The organism is Stenotrophomonas sp. NY11291, from assembly GCF_023277365.1.
Classification (GTDB): Bacteria; Pseudomonadota; Gammaproteobacteria; order Xanthomonadales; family Xanthomonadaceae; genus Stenotrophomonas; species Stenotrophomonas geniculata.
In genome coordinates this window covers 1,390,509-1,409,370 of record NZ_CP096975.1, presented here as the reverse complement: position 1 = coordinate 1,409,370, position 18,862 = coordinate 1,390,509, and the positions used below count along the sequence as shown (strand labels likewise).

The 18,862-nt window shown below is 67.2% G+C and carries 19 protein-coding genes; 16 read left to right on the top strand and 3 right to left on the bottom strand.

What is annotated here, in order from left to right:
* Positions 1–72: 72 nt before the first annotated feature.
* Positions 73–2,322 carry a TonB-dependent siderophore receptor gene (locus M1L61_RS06590; protein ID WP_159359928.1) on the bottom strand — a complete coding sequence of 750 codons (2,250 nt, stop codon included), beginning with the start codon at positions 2,320–2,322 and terminating at the stop codon, positions 73–75.
* A 286-nt stretch (positions 2,323–2,608) separates the two neighbouring features.
* Here M1L61_RS06590 and M1L61_RS06585 point away from each other — a divergent pair, with 286 nt between their 5' ends.
* Positions 2,609–4,024 (top strand): GGDEF domain-containing protein, encoded by a 1,416-nt coding sequence (locus tag M1L61_RS06585; protein ID WP_248854471.1) that lies wholly within the window; start codon positions 2,609–2,611, stop codon positions 4,022–4,024.
* 95 nt (positions 4,025–4,119) lie between these two features.
* On the opposite strand, the gene M1L61_RS06580 is transcribed toward M1L61_RS06585, so the two are convergent.
* Entirely contained in the window at positions 4,120–5,337 is a 1,218-nt protein-coding gene (locus M1L61_RS06580; protein WP_345779129.1) for an MFS transporter, read from the bottom strand.
* Positions 5,338–5,415: 78 nt separating this feature from the next.
* Here M1L61_RS06580 and M1L61_RS06575 point away from each other — a divergent pair, with 78 nt between their 5' ends.
* The 15 genes from M1L61_RS06575 (at position 5,416) to map (ending at position 18,072) form a co-directional block, all read left to right on the top strand.
* Complete coding sequence (locus tag M1L61_RS06575; RefSeq protein WP_010483172.1) at positions 5,416–5,865, top strand: helix-turn-helix domain-containing protein; 450 nt, start codon at positions 5,416–5,418, stop codon at positions 5,863–5,865.
* A 73-nt stretch (positions 5,866–5,938) separates the two neighbouring features.
* Positions 5,939–7,066: a metallophosphoesterase gene (locus M1L61_RS06570; RefSeq protein ID WP_248854469.1), complete on the top strand. Its 1,128-nt coding sequence runs from the start codon at positions 5,939–5,941 to the stop codon at positions 7,064–7,066.
* A 134-nt stretch (positions 7,067–7,200) separates the two neighbouring features.
* Positions 7,201–7,884: a response regulator gene (locus M1L61_RS06565; RefSeq protein WP_019337583.1), complete on the top strand. Its 684-nt coding sequence runs from the start codon at positions 7,201–7,203 to the stop codon at positions 7,882–7,884.
* Positions 7,881–9,260, top strand: coding sequence for a sensor histidine kinase (locus M1L61_RS06560; protein WP_010483178.1), 1,380 nt, complete (start codon positions 7,881–7,883; stop codon positions 9,258–9,260). Before M1L61_RS06565 ends, M1L61_RS06560 begins: the two co-directional genes overlap by 4 nt.
* Positions 9,261–9,339: 79 nt before the next feature.
* Complete coding sequence (locus M1L61_RS06555; protein ID WP_019337582.1) at positions 9,340–10,176, top strand: alpha/beta fold hydrolase; 837 nt, start codon at positions 9,340–9,342, stop codon at positions 10,174–10,176.
* Between the two features lies 1 nt (position 10,177).
* Positions 10,178–10,537, top strand: a complete 360-nt coding sequence (locus tag M1L61_RS06550) for an EamA family transporter (RefSeq protein WP_012479558.1) — start codon at positions 10,178–10,180, stop codon at positions 10,535–10,537.
* Positions 10,534–10,932: a DMT family transporter gene (locus tag M1L61_RS06545; RefSeq protein ID WP_010483185.1), complete on the top strand. Its 399-nt coding sequence runs from the start codon at positions 10,534–10,536 to the stop codon at positions 10,930–10,932. The genes M1L61_RS06550 and M1L61_RS06545 overlap by 4 nt, the downstream gene beginning before the upstream one ends.
* 10 nt (positions 10,933–10,942) lie before the next feature.
* Positions 10,943–12,145, top strand: a complete 1,203-nt coding sequence (locus tag M1L61_RS06540) for a DegT/DnrJ/EryC1/StrS family aminotransferase (protein ID WP_248854468.1) — start codon at positions 10,943–10,945, stop codon at positions 12,143–12,145.
* A 174-nt stretch (positions 12,146–12,319) separates the two neighbouring features.
* Positions 12,320–13,036 carry an MtnX-like HAD-IB family phosphatase gene (locus M1L61_RS06535; protein WP_248854467.1) on the top strand — a complete coding sequence of 239 codons (717 nt, stop codon included), beginning with the start codon at positions 12,320–12,322 and terminating at the stop codon, positions 13,034–13,036.
* A 48-nt stretch (positions 13,037–13,084) separates the two neighbouring features.
* The gene (locus tag M1L61_RS06530; protein ID WP_005408663.1) at positions 13,085–14,485 is read left to right on the top strand and encodes an aminotransferase class III-fold pyridoxal phosphate-dependent enzyme; all 1,401 of its coding nucleotides are present in this window, start codon (positions 13,085–13,087) and stop codon (positions 14,483–14,485) included.
* A gap of 28 nt (positions 14,486–14,513) precedes the next feature.
* Positions 14,514–15,578 (top strand): GNAT family N-acetyltransferase, encoded by a 1,065-nt coding sequence (locus tag M1L61_RS06525; RefSeq protein ID WP_248854466.1) that lies wholly within the window; start codon positions 14,514–14,516, stop codon positions 15,576–15,578.
* Between the two features lie 3 nt (positions 15,579–15,581).
* Positions 15,582–16,466 (top strand): arginase family protein, encoded by an 885-nt coding sequence (locus tag M1L61_RS06520; RefSeq protein WP_171954037.1) that lies wholly within the window; start codon positions 15,582–15,584, stop codon positions 16,464–16,466.
* 172 nt (positions 16,467–16,638) lie between these two features.
* Positions 16,639–16,998 carry a VOC family protein gene (locus M1L61_RS06515; protein ID WP_010483197.1) on the top strand — a complete coding sequence of 120 codons (360 nt, stop codon included), beginning with the start codon at positions 16,639–16,641 and terminating at the stop codon, positions 16,996–16,998.
* A gap of 68 nt (positions 16,999–17,066) precedes the next feature.
* Positions 17,067–17,279 (top strand): ParD-like family protein, encoded by a 213-nt coding sequence (locus M1L61_RS06510; protein WP_005412680.1) that lies wholly within the window; start codon positions 17,067–17,069, stop codon positions 17,277–17,279.
* A 10-nt stretch (positions 17,280–17,289) separates the two neighbouring features.
* Complete coding sequence (map, locus tag M1L61_RS06505; RefSeq protein WP_029379858.1) at positions 17,290–18,072, top strand: type I methionyl aminopeptidase; 783 nt, start codon at positions 17,290–17,292, stop codon at positions 18,070–18,072.
* Here the strand turns inward: map and M1L61_RS06500 are convergent.
* Positions 18,069–18,737, bottom strand: coding sequence for a hypothetical protein (locus M1L61_RS06500; protein WP_010483204.1), 669 nt, complete (start codon positions 18,735–18,737; stop codon positions 18,069–18,071). The two genes, map and M1L61_RS06500, sit on opposite strands and share 4 nt — an antisense overlap.
* Positions 18,738–18,862 lie beyond the last annotated feature (125 nt).

Below are 18,862 nucleotides of genomic sequence, written 5' to 3'. Positions count from 1 at the left end.
AACATTGCAGGCGTACCGGTCCGGAGCCGCCAGGCATGCCTGGCGAGCCCCGTGGAACGACGCTGGCCTGGGTCAGAACCCGAAGCGCAGGCTGGCCCAGTACGCGCGGCCCGGCTCGTTATAGGTCGCCGCACCAGCATCACTGCTGTTGGCCTCGCGGAACAGGCGCTTGTCGGCCAGGTTGTTCACGCCGAAACCGAAGCTGACCGTGTCGGTCACCTTGTAGCGCGCGCTCACGCCCCAGATGTTGTAGGCGCCGCGATCCTGCAGCGCCACCGACGGATCGCACGTGCCGGTGCAGCGCGGGTCGTTGTTGATGTTGGTGGTGGCCGGCTTCTGCTTGCCGTAGAACGTGCCGGTCAGCAGCAGAGACAGCTTGTCGGTGGCCTGCCAGTCCAGCATCGTGTTGACGGTGTACTTCGGAATCACCGACAGCGGCTGGCCGGTGCTCTTGTTCTCGTTCTCCACCATGTAGGTGAAGTTGTTGCTCCACTTCAGGCGGTTGCCCTGCTCACCCAGCAGCGGGATCACCAGGTTGCCTTCAAGCCCCTGCACGATCGCCTTGGGCGCGTTCTCCCAGCGGAAGATGCGGCCCCTGGTGTCGGCAGTCAGGCCGATCTGGGTGTAGCCGGCCTGGATCTTGTCCTTGTAGTCGTTGTGGAAGTAGGTCAACGACGCCTGCCAGCCGCTCTGCGGTGCCCACTCGATGCCCAGTTCCTTGTTCAGGCTGGTTTCCGCCTTCAGGTCCGCGTTGCCGCGCATGTAGCAGCCGGCGCCCAGGCTCGGCAGTGCATTCGGGCAGCCATTGCCACGGGTGTAATACAGATAGTCCGGATTCGACTGGTACAGGTTGGGTGCCTTGAATGCACGGGCGATACCCCCCTTCACCACCCAGTCGCTGTTGATGCGGAACTGCGCATTGAGGCTGGGGCTGGTGTTGTTGCCGAACTGGCTGTGATGATCGAAGCGCAGGCCCGGGGTGACGATCCAGCGCTCACCCAGGTAGATGTTGTCTTCCACGAACACGGCGGTGGTCTGCGCGTCGGACTTGCCGCGCGCGCGATCGGCCGACAATCCCGGGAGTCCGCCGCCACTGCTGCTGGACTGGCTCATCGAATACGGGTCGGTCAGGCGGCTGTCCAGGTACTCGAAGCCCAGCGTCCAGATGTTCTCGGCACCGCCCAGCGTGGTCGGGAAACTCACTTCGCCATCCAGCTGGTAGTTGCGCAGGCGCGAGGTCGACCAGTCGGTGCCGTTGAAGCTGCCCTCCGGGCCACCGGCCAGGCCTTCGTTGATGCGCGAGTTGTTCACCGCTTCCACCGCGGCCGTCACCCGCGAGGTGACATCGCCCCAGCGGCCACGATGGGTGATCGCGCCGGTGTTGCGGTACATGCGGTTGGTTTCCGCCTTGTCCTCGGCCAGGGCGGCCAGATCGATGCCGGTCGAAGTGCCGGTGGTGCTGACCGCGCGGTCACCCGCATAGATGTTGCCCTGGCGGCTGGTGCCGGCCTCGAACTCGACCACCTGGTTGGCGGTCACGTCCCAGCGCAGCAGCGCGTTGATGTCGCGGTTCTTGACGCCCTCGCGGCCAGCCGGCGGCACTGCGTTCGGGTTGGTGGCGTACTGGCGGTTGAGGTCCAGCGAGTCGGCGTCGGTCTTGTTGAGATTGCCGTACAGGCGGAACGACAGGGTGTCGGTCATCGGCCCACTCAGCTGCAGGCCGACACGCTCGCTGCCACCTTCGGCGCTGTGCTCGGGCACCAGCCCGTACAGGTCGACCGCACCGGTCAGGTCGCCGGTCGGGCGCTTGGTGATGATGTTGACCACGCCGCCGGACGCACCGGAGCCATAGCGTGCCGCCGCCGGGCCGCGCAGCACTTCGATGCGCTCGATCATTTCCGCTGGCACCCAGTTGGTGTCACCGCGGGTATTGCGCTCGCCGCTGCGGCCCATGCGCACGGCATCACGCGCACCGATGCGCTTGCCGTCGACCAGGATCAGGGTGTTTTCCGGGCCCATGCCACGCAGGTCGATCTGGCGGTTGTTGCCGTACTGGCCCGAGGCGCTGTTGCCGGTGAGGTTGACGCCCGGCATGGTGCGCAGCAGTTCGGCGATGTCGTTGGCCGGCGGGCGCCTGGCGATGTCCTCAGCGGTGATGGTCGAAGTGCCCAATGCCTGGCGGGCAATCTGCGAGGCGGTGACATGCACCGTGTCGATATCGGTGGCGTCGGTTTCAGCCTTGGCGGTCAGGGCGCTGCCCGCCAGCAGGGCGGCAACGGCAAGCGCCAGCGGGCGCGGCGAAAGGACAACGGCAGGAGACATGATCTGGACCTTCTGGCAGGGCAACGGGGCCTCTGGCAAAGGGCTTGAGGCAACGACGAGGGGGAGGCGGAGCGTCGCTGCAGTCGCCTGCGGCCCGATCCGTGCGCGTATTCTCCCATCAATGCGAGTGATTCTCAAATGCGTTCACTCATTGCCGCAGCGGCACCGTTGTGCTTTGCGCACCGTGCAACCCTGCATCGCGCGTAAACTGGCCGGCCAACCTGCCATCAACCGTACGCCACCGCGGCCGATACCCGTGGTTTGCCGTACGCAGTCAGAGATCGACGTGGAACCACCCCAACTGGACGATGCCAGCCAGCCGCTGGCCGAGGCCTGGCAGCACTGCCTGCAACAGGCCGGCCCTGCCGCCACCGCGCTGCTGCACGCCGCCGCCGCCGATGCCCCGCCGGCGCTGGCCCAACGCTTCTACGAAGTACTGTTGCAGGACGGGCGTGCACGCCGCTTCCTGTCCCATGACCAGGTCAAGCAGCGCCTGCAGCCAGCCATGCAACGCTGGCTGGTGCAGCTGCTGACCACCGATGCCGACGGTATTGCCAGCACCGTTGCCTCACAGCGCGTGATCGGCGATGTGCATGCCCGGGTCGGCATTCCGGTCGATCTGGTCACCCGCGGCGCGCGCGTGCTCAAGCACGAACTGTTCGTGCGCCTGCGCGACGACGCGCCCGACAGCGCCACCGCGTTCGCCGCCATCGACTGCCTCAGCGCGATCATGGATATCGCCATGGAAGGCATGACCCTGGCCTACACCCATGCACGCGAGCGCTCCACCCGTGCCGATGCTGCGTACCGGCTGTTCTCGCTGGTGCAGAACGTCGGCACCGAACGCGAGCGCCAGCGCGCACTGCTGCTGGACTGGGAGAACGCCCTGCTCTACGCACTCGCCGGTCATGTGCAGGCCAGCGACAACGCCAGCCTGGCCACCTCGGAGTTCGGCCTGTGGTTCACCCACAAGGGCATCCCCAGCTTCGGCGAAAGCAGCGAAACGCAGCAGGTGGGCCAGTTGATGGCCCGCATTGACGGCCACCTGCAGCGGGCCAGCGGCGATGCCCCGGCACAGCGGCTGGCGGTGCTGCCGGCCATACGCGAGGACCTGGCCGCCATCCGCACCCTGATGACACTGCTGTTCGAGCGCATCGGCGAACTGGATGCCGGCAGCGATGCCCTGACCAATCTGCTCAACCGCCGCTTCCTGCCCACCGTACTGCGCCGGGAAATCGAGCTGGCCACGCGCAACCGCACACCGTTCTCGCTGCTGCTGCTCGACCTGGATCATTTCAAGGCAATCAACGACGGCCATGGCCACGATGCCGGCGACCGCGCGTTGCAGCATGTGGCCGGCCTGCTCGGCCAGCTCACGCGTGGCAGCGACTACCTGTTCCGCTATGGCGGCGAAGAATTCGTGGTGGTGCTGGTGGCCGCCAGCGAATCGCAGGCGACCGTGATCGCCGAGAGCCTGCGCCGGCAGATCGCACAGTCGCCGGTAGCGCTGGCCAATGGCCAGGTACTGGCACTGACCGCCAGCATCGGCGTGGCCGGCCATGACGGCCACCCGGACTACGAGCGGCTGATGGCACGCGCCGACGCGGCGATGTACGAGGCCAAGCGCAGCGGCCGCAACCGCGTGGTGGTGGCCAGTGCGGACCTTCAGGAAGCCCCGGGACGGCGCGCGCTGCAACGATGACGGCAGGACAGGTAGAGTCGACCGCTGGTCGACTATCGCGCGCAGCGCGGGATTTTTCGCACGCGGGGCGAAGCGCAGTCGACTGACAGTCGCCTCTACCGACAGCCGGCTCTACCAATACGACCGCCAGTCGCTGCTTTCCCCCACCCCCTCCGCCACGCCGCCCACCACAGCAGTGCCAGCACCGCGATGCCGGCGCCCAGCAGGCACACGGCAGGCCAGCCACGCCGGGCCTGCACCAAGGGTCCGGCCGCCGCACCGGCACCGCTACCCACGGCATAGAACAGCATATACAAGGCCACCAGACGTCCATGCTGCTCACCCGGCGCGCGCAGCAGCAGCGCCTGGTTCGATACATGCAGCGCCTGCCCACCCAAATCAAGCACGATCACACCGAGCAGCAGCAACCACAGCGACTGCGGCAGGCCCAGCAGCGGCCACCACGCGACCAGCATCAGCAGCAACGCGCCAAGACTGACCCGATCGGCGAAACCGCGGTCCATCCAGTGCCCGACCCGTGCCGCCATCAATGCACCTGCCACCCCGGCCAGGCCCAGCGCACCGATGGCCGCGGTGGACCAGTGCAGCGGCGGGGCCGACAGCGGCAAGGGTGCCGCCGCCCAGAACACGTTGAGCCCGGCAAACAGCAGCAGCGCAAGCGGACCGCGCTCGCGCAGCGTTCGATCTTCGCGCAATATGTCCAGCATCGAGCCCAGCAGCTCGCCCCAACGCGGCGGCACCACCGGTACCGGCACGGCCGGCAGGCGCCGCCACAACAGCACGGCCAGGGCCGCCATCATCGCTGCCGACAGCAGATAGACCGCCCGCCAGCCAAAGGCCGCCGCCACCGTACCCGACACCACGCGCGCCAGCAGCAGGCCGATGAACACTCCGCCCTGCACCACGCCAACCATGCGACCGCGCTGCTCGGGCGGTGCCAGCGTGGCGGTGTAGGCGATCAGGCCCTGGGTCAGCGCCGTGCCCAGCAATCCGGCCAGCAGCATGCCAGACAACAGCCAGCTCGCCGTGCGCGACGCCGCCAGCCACAACAGGGCCAGCACCAGTGCGATCAGCTGCAGCCGCAGCAGGTGTCGCCGGTCACCGCGGTCCGCCAGCGGCAGCAGGCCAAGCAACGCCAGCACGCTGCCGGCCTGGGTGGCAGCCAGCACCGCGCCGGCCACGGCCCGGTCCAGTGCAAAGGCGCGTGCAAGCTGATCCAGCAGCGGTTGCGCGTAGTAGACATTGGCAACGCTGGCGCCGGCGGCAACCGCAAGCAGGACCAGCAGCGGGCGGGGAAGAGATGCGGCACTCATCTTGTAGTTGCAATTTGAAACCCGATGCAGGCTATCGCCATTGGTTTTAAACTGCAACCACATTCGGAGGTACCCAGCATGCACGCCGACAGTCCCTGTCCTGTAGCCCGCAGTGCCGACCTGCTCGGTGACCGCTGGGCATTGCTGGTGATCCGCGACGCGTTCGACGGCATCACCCGCTTCGGTGATTTCCAGCGCAGCCTCGGCGCGGCGCGCAACATCCTCAGCGACCGCCTGCGCCGGCTGGTCGAGGCCGGCATCCTGCAGCTGCGGCCGGCCTCCGATGGATCGGTCTACCAGGAGTACGTGCTCACCGCCGCCGGCCAGGAACTGTTCCCGCTTCTGGTCGCGCTGCGCCAGTGGGGAGAGCGCCATCGCTTCGGTATGGGGGAAGCCCATTCACAGCTGATCGAATTGGCGACGCGGCGGCCGCTGCCCTACATGCAGCCGCGCGGGCGCGACGGCCAGCCGCTTCAGCCCGCCGCCACCCGCGTACGCAAACTCAAGGACGACGGGCGCGACACCTGACCCGCCCATTCGCGCACACCGACGAACGCCCGCGCCGGTTAGCATCGGTTTTTTCCGCCACTGGATGCCCCCGATGTCGCGCGATCGCCCTTCCCTGCTGAGCGCCCTGCTGTTACCCCTGCTGGCCTGCGCCACAGCAACCACGGAGGCCCGCGAGGTTGCCGCGCCCGCCGACCACGTGCAGGCCGATGGCCCCTATGTGTTCCGCCAGGGCAACCAGCTGCAGGCCAGATGGATCTGCGGCGACAAGGTCGAGTCGCACACGCTTGCCACGCAGGCCTCAGGCACCGACATCGCACCGCGTTGCGGCTACGAACACAGCGTGCACGTGGCTGCACCCAATGCACCTTCGATCTCCGTGTTGCCGGCCGTGCCGCGCATCGTTGCGCTGTCCGACATCCACGGCCAGTACGGGCTGCTGGTGCGCCTGCTGCGCGCCAATAAGGTGATCGACGCACAGGACAGTTGGGCGCTGGGCAAGGACACCCTGGTCATCGCCGGCGATGTGTTCGACCGTGGCCCACAGGTGACCGAAGCGTTCTGGCTGCTTTACGGCCTGCAGCAACAGGCGGCTGCCGCCGGTGGCGCGGTGCACTTCGTGCTTGGCAACCACGAGACCATGGTGCTGTACGACGACCTGCGCTACGTCAACCCGAAGTACCTGCGCAGTGCCCAGCTGCTGGGGCGCAGCTACCCGCAGCTGTATGGCGCCGACTCGGTGATCGGCCAGTGGCTGCGCACCCGCCCGGTGCTGCTGAAGATCGGCGACACCCTGTTCCTGCACGGCGGAATTTCGCCCGAAGCAGTACAGCTGGCGCTGGACCCGGCGCGCACCAATGCGGCCTACCAGGCCTCGCTCGGCCTGGCCAAGGCCGAAGTGAAGGCCGACCCGGCCACCGCACCGCTGTATGACGGCAAGACCAGCCCGATCTGGTACCGCGGCTACTTCGATGGGCGACTGGACACCGCAGGGGTGCAGGCCGTACTCGACCGCCTGCAGCTCACGCGCATCGTGGTCGGCCATACCTCGATGCCGCACGTCAGCAGCTTCCATGGCGACCGCGTGATTGCGATCGACAGCAGCATCAAGAACGGCGAGAACGGCGAACTGCTGTTCATCGAGGATGGCAGGCTCAGCCGTGGCCTGCTGGATGGCTCGCGGGTGCCGCTGGCGCTGGGTGAGCCGGGCCTGCAGGACTGAATGGAGGGACAGCGCGACGGCACCGGGCGGTGGCGGCCCGCTCCACCTTCACCCGGTTTGCGGCTACCCTCGGCAGCCGAGAGAGGCCCACCCCGTCCATTCGGTGGGCCTGACTGTTACAGGAGCCCCCGCGCATGCGCGTTCTGATTGCTGAAGACGACCCGGACATCGCCTCCGGCCTGTGCGCCTCGCTGCGCCGCCAGGGCCATGTGGTCGACCACGTCGACAACGGCGCGCACGCCGACGCCGCGCTGGGCTCGACCCAATACGCGCTGCTGGTGCTGGACCTGGGCCTGCCACAGCTGGATGGCCGCGACGTGCTGCAACGCCTGCGCCAGCGCGGCGATGGCCTGGCGGTGCTGGTGGTGACCGCCCGCGATGGCCTGGCCGAGCGCGTGCGCGTGCTCGACCTTGGCGCCGATGACTACCTGGTCAAGCCGTTCGCACTGGACGAATTCGAAGCGCGCGTGCGTGCGCAGCTGCGCCGGGTCACCAGCAATGGCAACCCGGACCTGCGCATCGGCCGCCTGCGCATCGACCTGGCCGGGCATCGGGTATGGATCGACGACCAGTCGCTGGAACTGACCGCGCGCGAGTTCGGCCTGCTGTCGGCACTGGCGGTACGCGCCGAGCGCATCGTGTCGCGCGCGCAACTGGTGGAAGCGCTGTGCGACTGGGGCCAGGACCTCACCGACAACGGCCTGGACATCGCCCTGCACCGCCTGCGCCGGAAGTTGCAGCCCGGCGGCATGGGCATCCGCACCGTGCGCGGGCTGGGCTACATGCTGGAAGACGCGCAGGACGACGGCACCCCGTGATCAGTGGACCGCCCAGCCTGCGCCGGCGCCTGCTCGCCTTCCTGGCGTTGCCGATGCTGGGCCTGCTCACCTTCAACACGATCCTGGCCTATTACGTTGCGCTGGACTATTCCAACCGCATCCACGACCGCAACCTGATCGACGACACGCATTCGTTCGCACAGATGCTGAGCACCATGCCGGTGACCAGCGACCTGTCTCCGCAGGCGCGCTTCCTGATCGAGTACGACCCCGACGGCCATCGCTATTTCAACGTCGACAGCAGCCGCATGGGTACGCTCAGCGGCAATGCAGACTTCAGCCCGTATGCCCCTTCGCAGGACTGCACCGGCGTGCATCCGGCGCTGTACGACGGCAACCTCAATGGCCAGCAGGTGCGCATGGCCACCGTCTGCACGCAGGCGATGAACGATCCGCAGGACCAGCTGGCGGTGACCGTGGCCGAGAGCATGGCCGACCGCCGGCAGCGTGCGCGCGAGATCCTGATGATCATCATCCCGCTGATGACCATGCTGGCGCTGGGCACCGCGGCGCTGGTCTGGTTCGGCGTGACGTACGGCCTGCGCATCCTGACCCCGCTGAGGACCCGCCTGGCGCAGCGCCGCGGCGAACTGGCGCCGATCTCCGATGCCGACGTACCGGAAGAGATCCAGCCGCTGATCAGCACCATCGACGATCTGTTCGCGCGCCAGGCGGAAATGATCACCCTGCAGAACCGCTTCATCGCTGATGCCGCGCACCAGCTGCGCTCCCCATTGGCGGGCATGGCACTGCACGTGGACCAGGCGCTGGCGCACGGCGACCCGGACACGGTGCGCGAGGCACTGCAGCACATCCGCCGGCTCAACCAGCGCACGGCACGGGTCAGCACCCAGCTGCTGGCGCTGAGCCGGGCACAGACCGTGCCGGAAACGGTCGAGGCATTGGATCTGGGCGTTCTGGTACCGCAGTGGGTCGGCATGCGGGTACCGGAAGCAATCCGTGATGGCATCGATCTGGGCTACCGCGGCAGCCCCCATCCGCTGCGTGTACTCGGCAACGGCGCCATGCTGCAGGAGGCGCTGGACAACCTGATCGACAACGCCCTTCGTTATGCCGGCCGCAATGCGACGGTCACGGTGGGCGTGCATGCGCTGGACGACAATGATGTCGAACTGTATGTGGAAGACAACGGTCCCGGCGTGCCCGACGACGTGATGCCACGGCTGGGCGAGCGCTTCTTCCGGGCGCCGGGCACCGCTGCCAGCGGCACCGGCCTCGGCCTGGCCATCGCGCATGAGGCGGTGGAGCACTTCGGCGGCCGCCTGAGCTTCCTGAACCGCCCAGGTGGCGGATTGAAGGTCGCCATCACGCTGCCGCTGCTGAAGGCGCCCTGACCCGGCCCGGGGCGCTGAAAGGCTGGCGAAAATCGCGCTTGCGATCCTGCCATCCCCACTGCCGTCCCGGAGCCGCCAGGTGACCGAATCGCACGACTTCTTCCTCCCCGGTGGCCCACAGGGCGTGCTGCTGGTCCATGGCCTGACCGGCACCCCGGCGGAAATGCGCATGCTGGGCAAAGGGCTGAACAACGCCGGTTTCACCGTGCACGGCGTGCAGCTGCCCGGCCACTGCGGCACCGTGGATGACCTGCTGGCGACCACCTGGGAACAGTGGTACCAGGGCGTGGAAGATGCGGCGGCAACCCTGCGCGGCAAGGTTGACCAGCTGTTCGTCGGCGGCCTGTCGATGGGCGCGGTGCTGTCGCTGGCCCTGGCTGCCCGGCGCCCGGAATGGGTGTCCGGGGTCGGCGTGTACGGCGCCACGTTCCGTTACGACGGCTGGAACATTCCCGCCGTGGCCCGCTTCTCGTTCCTGCTGCCGTGGTTCAAGCGCTTCAACATCGGCCGCGACCGCATGTTCATGGAAGAACCGCCGTACGGCCTGCGTGACGAGCGCCTGCGTGCGCAGGTGAGCGCCGCCATGTTGTCCGGCGACAGCGCCGCCGCCGGCCTACCGGGCAACCCCTGGCATGCGCTGGCCGAGATGCGTGCGTTGAGCAACTGGACCCGACGCCATCTGCACCAGGTCACCGCACCGTGCCTGGTGATGCACGCCCGCGAAGACGACGTGGCCAGCATGGGCAACGCCGAGCTGGTGATGTCGCGGGTCAGCGGTCCGAAGGAACTGGTGGTGCTGGAAGACAGCTACCACATGATCACCATCGACCGCGAACGCCGCGACGTGATCCGCCGCAGCGCGCGCTTTTTCACCGAGATCGGTGAACGCACGGGCGTGCTCAAGGCGGTGGCCTGAAATGGGGGCACTTGCCACGCTGCTGTGGCTGGCCAATGTGGTACTCGATACCGGTGGCCAGCTCGCCTTCAAGGCCGCCGCCAGCGATCCGCAGGAAGGCGAAGGACTGCAACGCTGGAAACACATGCTCAGCCGCCCCTGGCTGTGGATCGGCATCGCCTGCTACGTGCTTGAGTTTGTCGCCTGGATCGCGTTCCTGTCGCTGGTGCCGTTGTCCAAGGGCGTGCTGCTCGGCTCGATCAACATCGTCGCGCTGATGATCGCCGGCCGTTTCCTGTTCCGCGAGAAACTCACGCCGCTGCGGGTGACCGGCATGTTGCTGGTCACGGCGGGCGTGGCGGTGGTGGGGGCCGGCTCATGAGGCGCCTGTATGTCATCGGCTTCCCGCTGCTGATGTCCTTCGACACGCTGGCCCAGCTGTGCTTCAAGTACGCCGGCGATGCCGCGCTGCCGGTCGAGGCCAACACTGCGTGGCTGCTGCGCGTGCTGTCGCAGCCGTGGGTGTACGGCGCCATCCTCGGCTACGTGGGTGCGTTCTTCACCTGGATGAGCCTGCTGCGGCATGCGCCGATCGGCCCCGCATTCGCCGCCTCGCACCTGGAAGTGATCAGCGTGCTGCTGCTGTCGGCGTGGTTGTTGAACGAGCCGCTGACGCTGCACCATCTGCTCGGTGCGGTGTTGATCGTGGCCGGCATCGTCTGCCTCGGCCGCGCGGAAGCCGACGACCCGCACAGCCCCGCCGAAAGCGCCGCGTGAGCCCCCTGCGATGAGCCTGTTCGCGCGCGAACTGCCACCGACGGCTGGCCTGCCGATGCAGGCCAGCGATTTCCTGCCCGGTGGTGGCGACCTGCGCGCGATCCTGGCCAGCCAGCTCGGCACACCGCCGCTGCAGTTGACCTGTTCCGGCACACACGCGCTGCTGATCGCGCTGCGTACGCTGCGCAAGCGTGCGCCCAAGCGCGACACCGTGATCCTGCCGGCCTATACCTGCCCGCTGGTGCCGATCGCGGTGCACAGCCTGGGCCTGCGCGTGCGGCTGTGCGATACCCGCCACGGCCATTTCGACTTCGACCCCGGCCAGCTCAAGCGCCTGGCCGACGCACGCACGCTGGCGATCCTGCCCACCCACCTGGGCGGGCGCATCGCCGATGTCGAGCTGGCCTGCGAGGTTGCGCGCGGCGCTGGCGCCTGGGTGATCGAGGATGCCGCGCAGGCGCTCGGTGCACGGGTCGGCAGCAGCAGTGTCGGCCTGCGTGGCGATATCGGATTCTTCAGCCTAGCCGCCGGCAAGGGCCTGAGCCTGCACGAAGGCGGCCTGCTGGTCAGCCGCGATGACGAGCTGCGTGCCGCGCTGGCCGGACATGCCGCCGAACAGGTGCGTTCCAGCCTGCGCTGGGAACTGCTGCGCAGTCTGCAGCTGCTTGGCCTGGCCGCCTGCTATCGGCCATCGCTGCTGTCGTTGGTGTACGGCAATCCGCTGCGCAGTGCGTTGCAGCGTGGCGACCTGGAAGAAGCGGTCGGTGACATTTTCCCGCTGCAGATTCCGCAGCACCGGGTCAGCCAGTGGCGGCAGAACATCGGTGCCCATGCCGCGCGGCGCCTGCCGGCCTTCCTGCAGGCAGGGCGCCTGCGTGCATTGCAGCTGCGCGTGCAGCTGGCACAGCTGCCAGCCGTTGAGGTGGTCGACGGCCTTGCCGGTAGCGGTGGCACCTGGCCGATGCTGATGCTGCTGCTGCCCAGCCAGCGCGCCCGCGATGCCGTATTGAAAGACCTGTGGCCACGCGGGCTCGGCGCCAGCCGCATGTTCATCCATGCCCTGCCCGACTACGCGTACCTGCGCGGCATCGTGCCGCAGGACGACATGCCCAACGCACGCGACTTCGCCGCACGCATGCTTACCCTTGGCAACAGTGCCTGGCAGACCCGTGAAGAGACGGCCGAAATACTGCAGGTGCTGGCCCGCGCGTGACTTCAAGACCCACGGATGGACTGCACCTCACGCATTCATCCATGCACCTTCCTGAACGCTTTCCCAGCCCGTCAATGAAGCCTTTCAACAGGAAAGGAACGAGAAAGGCGGCCTGCCTACATTGATTCTGCCCCGGCATCGGGCCGGGCGTTTCTTTCATCGACGGACCTGCCCATGCACTGGAGCATCCTGTGTGACTTCGATGGCACCATCAGCCTCGAAGATGTCATCGACTCGCTGCTGGAAAAGTACGGCCAGCCGGGCTGGCAGGAACTGGAAGACCAATGGAAGGCTGGAAAGATCGGCTCGCGTGAATGCATGCAGGGCCAGGTGCGGCTGCTGAAGCTGGACCCGGCCACGCTCGATGCGCACCTGGACCAGGTGCAGATCGATCCGGGCTTCGTCGCCTTCGTCGCCCGCGCCGAGCAGCTGGGCGTGCCGCTGCGCATCGTCAGCGACGGCCTGGATTATGCGATCCACCGCATCCTCGCCAACCATGGCCTGTCGCGACTGCCGGTGGTGGCCAACCACCTGCGCTGGTGCGGGGACCACTGGGAACTGGAATCGCCCTACCAGGCCGAAGGCTGCCGCAGTGGCACCTGCAAATGCACCTGCGCCGCGCAGGCGCGCGCCAACGAAGCACCGCGCGTGCTGATGATCGGTGACGGCAGCTCGGATTTCTGCGTATCCGAAGATGCCGACTTCGTGTTCGCCAAGCGCCGCCTGATCACCCATTGCGCCAATGCCGGCATCGGGCATGCCGCCATCGCTACCTTCCACGATGCAATCGCGCTGTTGCCGCGCCTGCTCGATGGCAACCTGCTGCAGCCACGCCGCATCGACGCCAGCCCGCAGCCCACCGCACTGCCCCTGCTGCTGGCCACCGCCTGAGCACGCCCCCGCCACCTCTTTCGAACGCCCTTCACGGAACCGAACTGCATGAACATTTTTGACAAGAACGCCGACGCCGCTGCCTCCGACGCGCAGCTGCTGGCCGACGAAGCCCGCTACAGCTCCTTCGGCGACACCGTCCACTACGTCGACCCGCCGAAGATCTTCCAGCGCGGCGAAGGCAGCTACATGTTCGACGGTGCGGGCGTGCCCTACCTCGACCTGCAGATGTGGTACTCGGCCTGCAACTTCGGCTACAGCAACAAGCGCCTGAACGACGCGCTGAAGGACCAGATCGACACCCTGCCGCAGGTCGCCAGCCAGTACCTGCACCCGACCCGCGTGCAGCTGGCCAAGACCATTGCCGTGGACATGCACGAGAAGTTCGGCCTCGACGGCCGCGTGCACTTCAACGTCGGCGGCGCGCAGGCCATTGAAGACTCGCTGAAGATCGTGCGCAACGCGCGCGGCGGCAAGAGCCTGATGTTCGCCTTCGAAGGCGGCTACCACGGCCGCACCCTGGGTGCGTCTTCGATCACCTCCAGCTACCGCTACCGCCGCCGCTACGGCCACTTCGGCGAGCGTGCGATGTTCATCCCGTTCCCGTACCCCTTCCGTCGCCCGAAGGGCATGACCCCGGACGAGTATTCCGACCACTGCGTGTGGCAGTTCGAGCGCCTGTTCGAAAGCGAGTACAACGGCGTGTGGGATCCCAAGGTCGGCCAGGCCGAGTACGCCGCGTTCTACGTTGAGCCGATCCAGGGCACCGGCGGCTACGTCATTCCGCCGCGCAACTTCTTCACCGGCCTCAAGCGCGTGCTGGACAAGTACGGCATCCTGATGGTCGTCGATGAAATCCAGATGGGCTTCTGGCGCACCGGCAAGCTGTGGTCGATCGAGCACTTCGGTGTCACCCCGGACGTGCTGGTGTTCGGCAAGGCGCTGACCAACGGCCTGAACCCGCTGTCGGGCCTGTGGGCTCGCGAAGAGCTGATCAACCCGACCGTGTTCCCGCCAGGCTCCACCCATTCCACCTTCAACTCCAACCCGCTGGGCACCCGCCTGGGCCTGGAAGTGCTGAAGCTGGGCAAGGAAATGGACTACGAGCGCACCGTGCCGGAGAAGGGCGCGTACTTCCTCGACGGCCTGCGTGGCCTGCAGAAGCGCCACCCGGAAATCGGCGACGTCGACGGCCTGGGCCTGGCCCTGCGCGCGGAAATCTGCCAGGCCGACGGCTACACCCCGAACAAGGAACTGCTGGACCGCATGGTCGACATCGGCCTGGCCGGTGACCTGCTGCACGACGGCAAGCGCATGGGCCTCGTGCTCGACGTGGGTGGCTGGTACAAGAACGTGATCACCTTTGCGCCGTCTCTGGACATCAGCTACGAAGAAATCGACCTGGCGATCACCCTGCTCGACCAGGCGCTGACCAAGGCCAAGGGCTGAGGTCGATGCGCTGCCGGTTCCCGTGCCGATGGAGATGACGTCACGCGCATCCAGCACCGCGCTGGAACCGGCCGCGCTGCTGGAGGGCTTCCTGGCCCACCCGCCGCTCGGATTCGAGGCAGGCCGCCTTCCCAGCGGCCTGCCGTCCTTCCGTGCACCGCTGGACCTGACCACGACGATGGACGACGAACTGCGCGGCAGGCTGCTCGGCCTCCCGCTGTCGCGCCTATGGCGGCCGTGGATCACCTGGCAGACCCGCTTCGTTGGCGCCACCAGCACCGAGTACACCCCGCTGCCGGCACACGTCGCGCCGGAGGCGCTGGCCGAGGACGTGACGCGTCACGCGATCGGCGATACCCGGCTGCTGGTGGTCAAGGACCTGGCGATCGATTCACCACTGCTGGACGATGCGGCCAACGCGCACAGTGCTGCCTTCCTGCAGGCATTGCTGGCGCGCGGCTTCGTTGAACTTGAAGGCATGCCGCTGGCCTGGGTGGCGATCGATTTCGATTCGCTCGACGGCTATCTCGGCCGCCTGTCGTCCTCGCGCCGCAAGAACATCCGGCGCAAGCTGCGCTCGCGTGATGACCTGCAGATCGACTGTATCGCCACCGGTGATCCGGCCCTGGCCGACCCACGACTGCAGGCCGAACTGCATGCGCTGTACCTGGGTGTGTATGCGCAGAGCGCGGTGCACTTCGACCAGCTCGGCCTGCCCTACTTCCAGCATCTGCTGGCCGACAGCCAGGGCCAGGGACGGATGTTCCTGTACCGCCACCAGGGCCAGCTGATCGGCTGGAACCTGTGCTACGTGCATGCCGGCAAGCTGGTGGACAAGTACATCGGCCTGGCTTACCCGCAGTCGCGCGAGCACAACCTGTACGCGGTCAGCTGGATGCACAACCTCGAGTACGCCCTGCAGCACGGCCTGAGCCACTACGTGGCCGGCTGGACCGACTCGCGGATCAAGGCCGAGCTGGGGGCGCGCTTCACCTCCACCCGGCACGCGATCCATGCCCGTTCCCCGCTGCTGCGTGCCGCCCTGCGCCGGCTGGCCCCGTACCTGCAGGGCGAACCTGATGGAGGTGGCTGAGCGATGCTGGTGCGTTCCCCGCTGATCCTGGACCTGGACGGTGGCGTATTGCCGCTGCAACAGGCGCAGACCCTGGCCCTGCCGCAGTGGCACGATCCACTGCGCTTCGCCTGCAGCAATGCCACCCTGGACCGTTTCGCCGCCGAAGTGCTGGCACCGCTGCCCGCGCAGCTCGGCACGGTCATGCTCGGCAGTGGTGACTTCCACCATCTCAGCCTGCCGCTGCTGCGCCGCATGCGCGCGCAGGCGTCGTTCCAGCTGGTGGTGCTGGACAACCATCCGGACAACATGCGTTTCCCGTTCGGCATGCACTGCGGGTCGTGGGTCAACGCCGCCAGCAAGCTGCCGCAAATCTCGCACATCCATGTACTCGGCATCACCTCCAGCGACATCGGCCTCGGCCATGCCTGGGAGAACCACTGGCGCCCGCTGCTGGGCGGGCGCCTGACGTACTGGTGCATGGACGTGGATGTCGACTGGGGCCATCGCCTCGGCATGGGCCACGCCTTCCGCCGCTTCGAGCATCCCGAGGCCCTGGTCGCCGCGTTCGCTGCCGAGCAGGCCAAGTCGCCGCAGCCGACCTATCTGTCGATCGACAAGGACGTGTTCGCCGCGGACGTCGCCCGCAGCAACTGGGACCAGGGCCGCTTCCAGCTGGAACACGCGCTGGTGGTGATCGAAGCACTGCGCGCCGGCGGCCTGGTCGGCAGTGACATCACCGGCGAAGTGTCGTTGGCCAACTACCAGAGCCGCTTCAAGCGCTGGCTGTCGTCGCTGGATGGCCAGCCGGACGTCAGCGCCGATGATCTTCCTGCCTGGCAGGCCCGGCACCAGCAGGTGAACCGCGAACTGCTGGCGGCAATGGCCGCCGTGCCGACGGCCTGCTGACCACTGTCCGGCAATGCCAACCAAGGTTGGCAACTACCAGAGCCGGGTAGAGCCGAGCCCACGCTCGGCTGGCGCCTTCTGTAGAGTCAAGCCATGCTCGACTGCGGGCACCGCGAACAGCAGCCGAGCATGGCTCGGCTCTACACTGGGTTCCCACCTCGGAGCCCTCGCCATGCCCCAGACCGTCATCCCGCAACTGCGCATGCGCCATGCCGACACCACCCTGCCGTTCTACGTGCAGGGGCTGGGTTTCGTGGTCGACTGGGAACATCGCTTCGAACCCGGCTTCCCGCTGTTCGCCCAGCTCACCCGCGACGGCCAGACGATCTTCCTCACCGAGCACAGCGGCGACTGCGAGGTCGGCGGCGCGGTGTACTTCATCGTCGACGATGTTGACAGCCTGCACCGCGCCTTCAGCGCGGCCAACGTGCCGATCGAGCAGCCCCCGCATGACACCGAATGGGGCAGCCGCGAAATGCTGCTGCGCGACCCGGACGACAACCGGTTGCGCTTCGCCACACGCGTGGACTGAACGACGCCGGGTTGAGATGAATATACGAAACATATACGCTTCGTATATTGAACCCTCCAGGACCGCCCATGGGCATCGTCAACATCGATGACACCCTGCACGACCAGCTGCGCCGTGCCTGCACCGTCTCCAGCCGTTCGATCAACGCCCAGGCCAACTTCTGGATCCGGGTCGGCATGCTGTGCGAGCTGAACCCTACGCTGAGTTTCCAGGACATCGTCGCCAGCGAGCTGCGCGCGGCCGGCGTGCAGCCACCGTTGCTGCCCCCGGGCCAGGTCTGAGCCGATGGGCATCATCAAGCGCCCCGACGAGATCGCGCTGATGGCCGAATCGGGTCGCCTGCTGGCGCAGGTGTTCGCCGCACTCGACCAGCTGCCGCTGCAGGGCCGCAGCACGATGGAGATCAACGATTTCGTCGAACGCATGATCGTCGATGAGCTGCAGGCGCGGCCGGCCAGCAAGGGCCAGTACGGCTTCCCGTACGTGCTCAATGCCTCGATCGACAACATCATCTGCCACGGCGTGCCCAGCACCACCGACGTGCTGCACAACGGTCAGATCGTCAACCTCGACATCACCCTGGAGAAGAACGGCTACATCGCCGACTCCAGCACCACCTACCTGGTCGGTGAGGTCGACTACGCCGCGCGCCGGCTGGTGCAGACCACCTACCAGGCGATGTGGAAAGGCATCGCCGCGGTGCGCCCCGGCGCACGCCTGGGCGACATCGGCCACGCCATCGCCCGCCACGCGCGCAGCCACGGCTACAGCGTAGTGAAGGAATACTGCGGCCATGGCATCGGCCAGGAAATGCACGAGGAACCGCAGATCCTGCACTACGGCCATCCCCACACCGGCATGGTGCTGGAAGAAGGCATGGTGTTCACCATCGAGCCGATGCTCAATCAGGGCAAGCCGGCCATCCGCCAGCAGCCGGACGCATGGCCGGTCTACACGCGCGACGGCAAGCTGTCGGCGCAGTTCGAACACACCGTGGCAGTCACCCGCAGCGGCGTGCGCGTACTGACCCTGCGCCCCGGCGAGACGCCGTTATGCGCGGTGGATGGCGCCTAGAGTGGCCGTTGCTGCATCCCGGCGTCCTCGTGCACGGTGCGCTTGCGCGCCGTCAGCGGCTCGCGCACCCGATGTGCCACATAGCCGACGCTGGCTGCGAGAATGAAGGTGTAACCAAGGAGCTCGGTGGTCTCCTCGATGGTGTTCTTGAACACACGGATGTACTGATCACCCAACAGTCCGGTCCACAACGACGTCATGCCGATCAGGCGCGAATAGAACAGCAGCAGGACCAGACCAATCGTCATCACGGTACCCGGCCGGGATACGAGAAAACGCACCAGCGCCTGCATGGCCCGGCGCCAGTCGCGGCTGGCCCAGGCCAGTGAGCCGATGATCAGCACACCCACCGGATACTTCCAGAAACCGTGTGCGATCAGGTCCAGCGCCTCATCCATCTCACGCAGGAGCATGCAGGCGAACAGCGCTGCCGCCAGCACGGCAAAGGCCCGATCATCGGCACGCCGCAACGCAAGCCGGACGAAGGCAGCCACGCTGGCGACCAGGAAGCCTTCCTGGGTCAGTTCGACCAGCGACCACTCGCCGACGGCATTGCCCAGCCAATGGATGTCGAGCCAGGCCAACGCAGGCGGAAGCGCCATCATCAGGCCGAACAGGGAGGTGCGCCCCAGGTGGGACAGGAGCAGCTGTAGATTGTCTTTCATGCAACACCGATGCCGCACCGTGGCGGTCGTACAACGAGAACACAGGCGACCGGGGGGCTGCCGAACAACGGCATGCGCGGCGGGGTCGCGACCAGGCGCGCATTATCCGCGCTGTATCCGGCCAC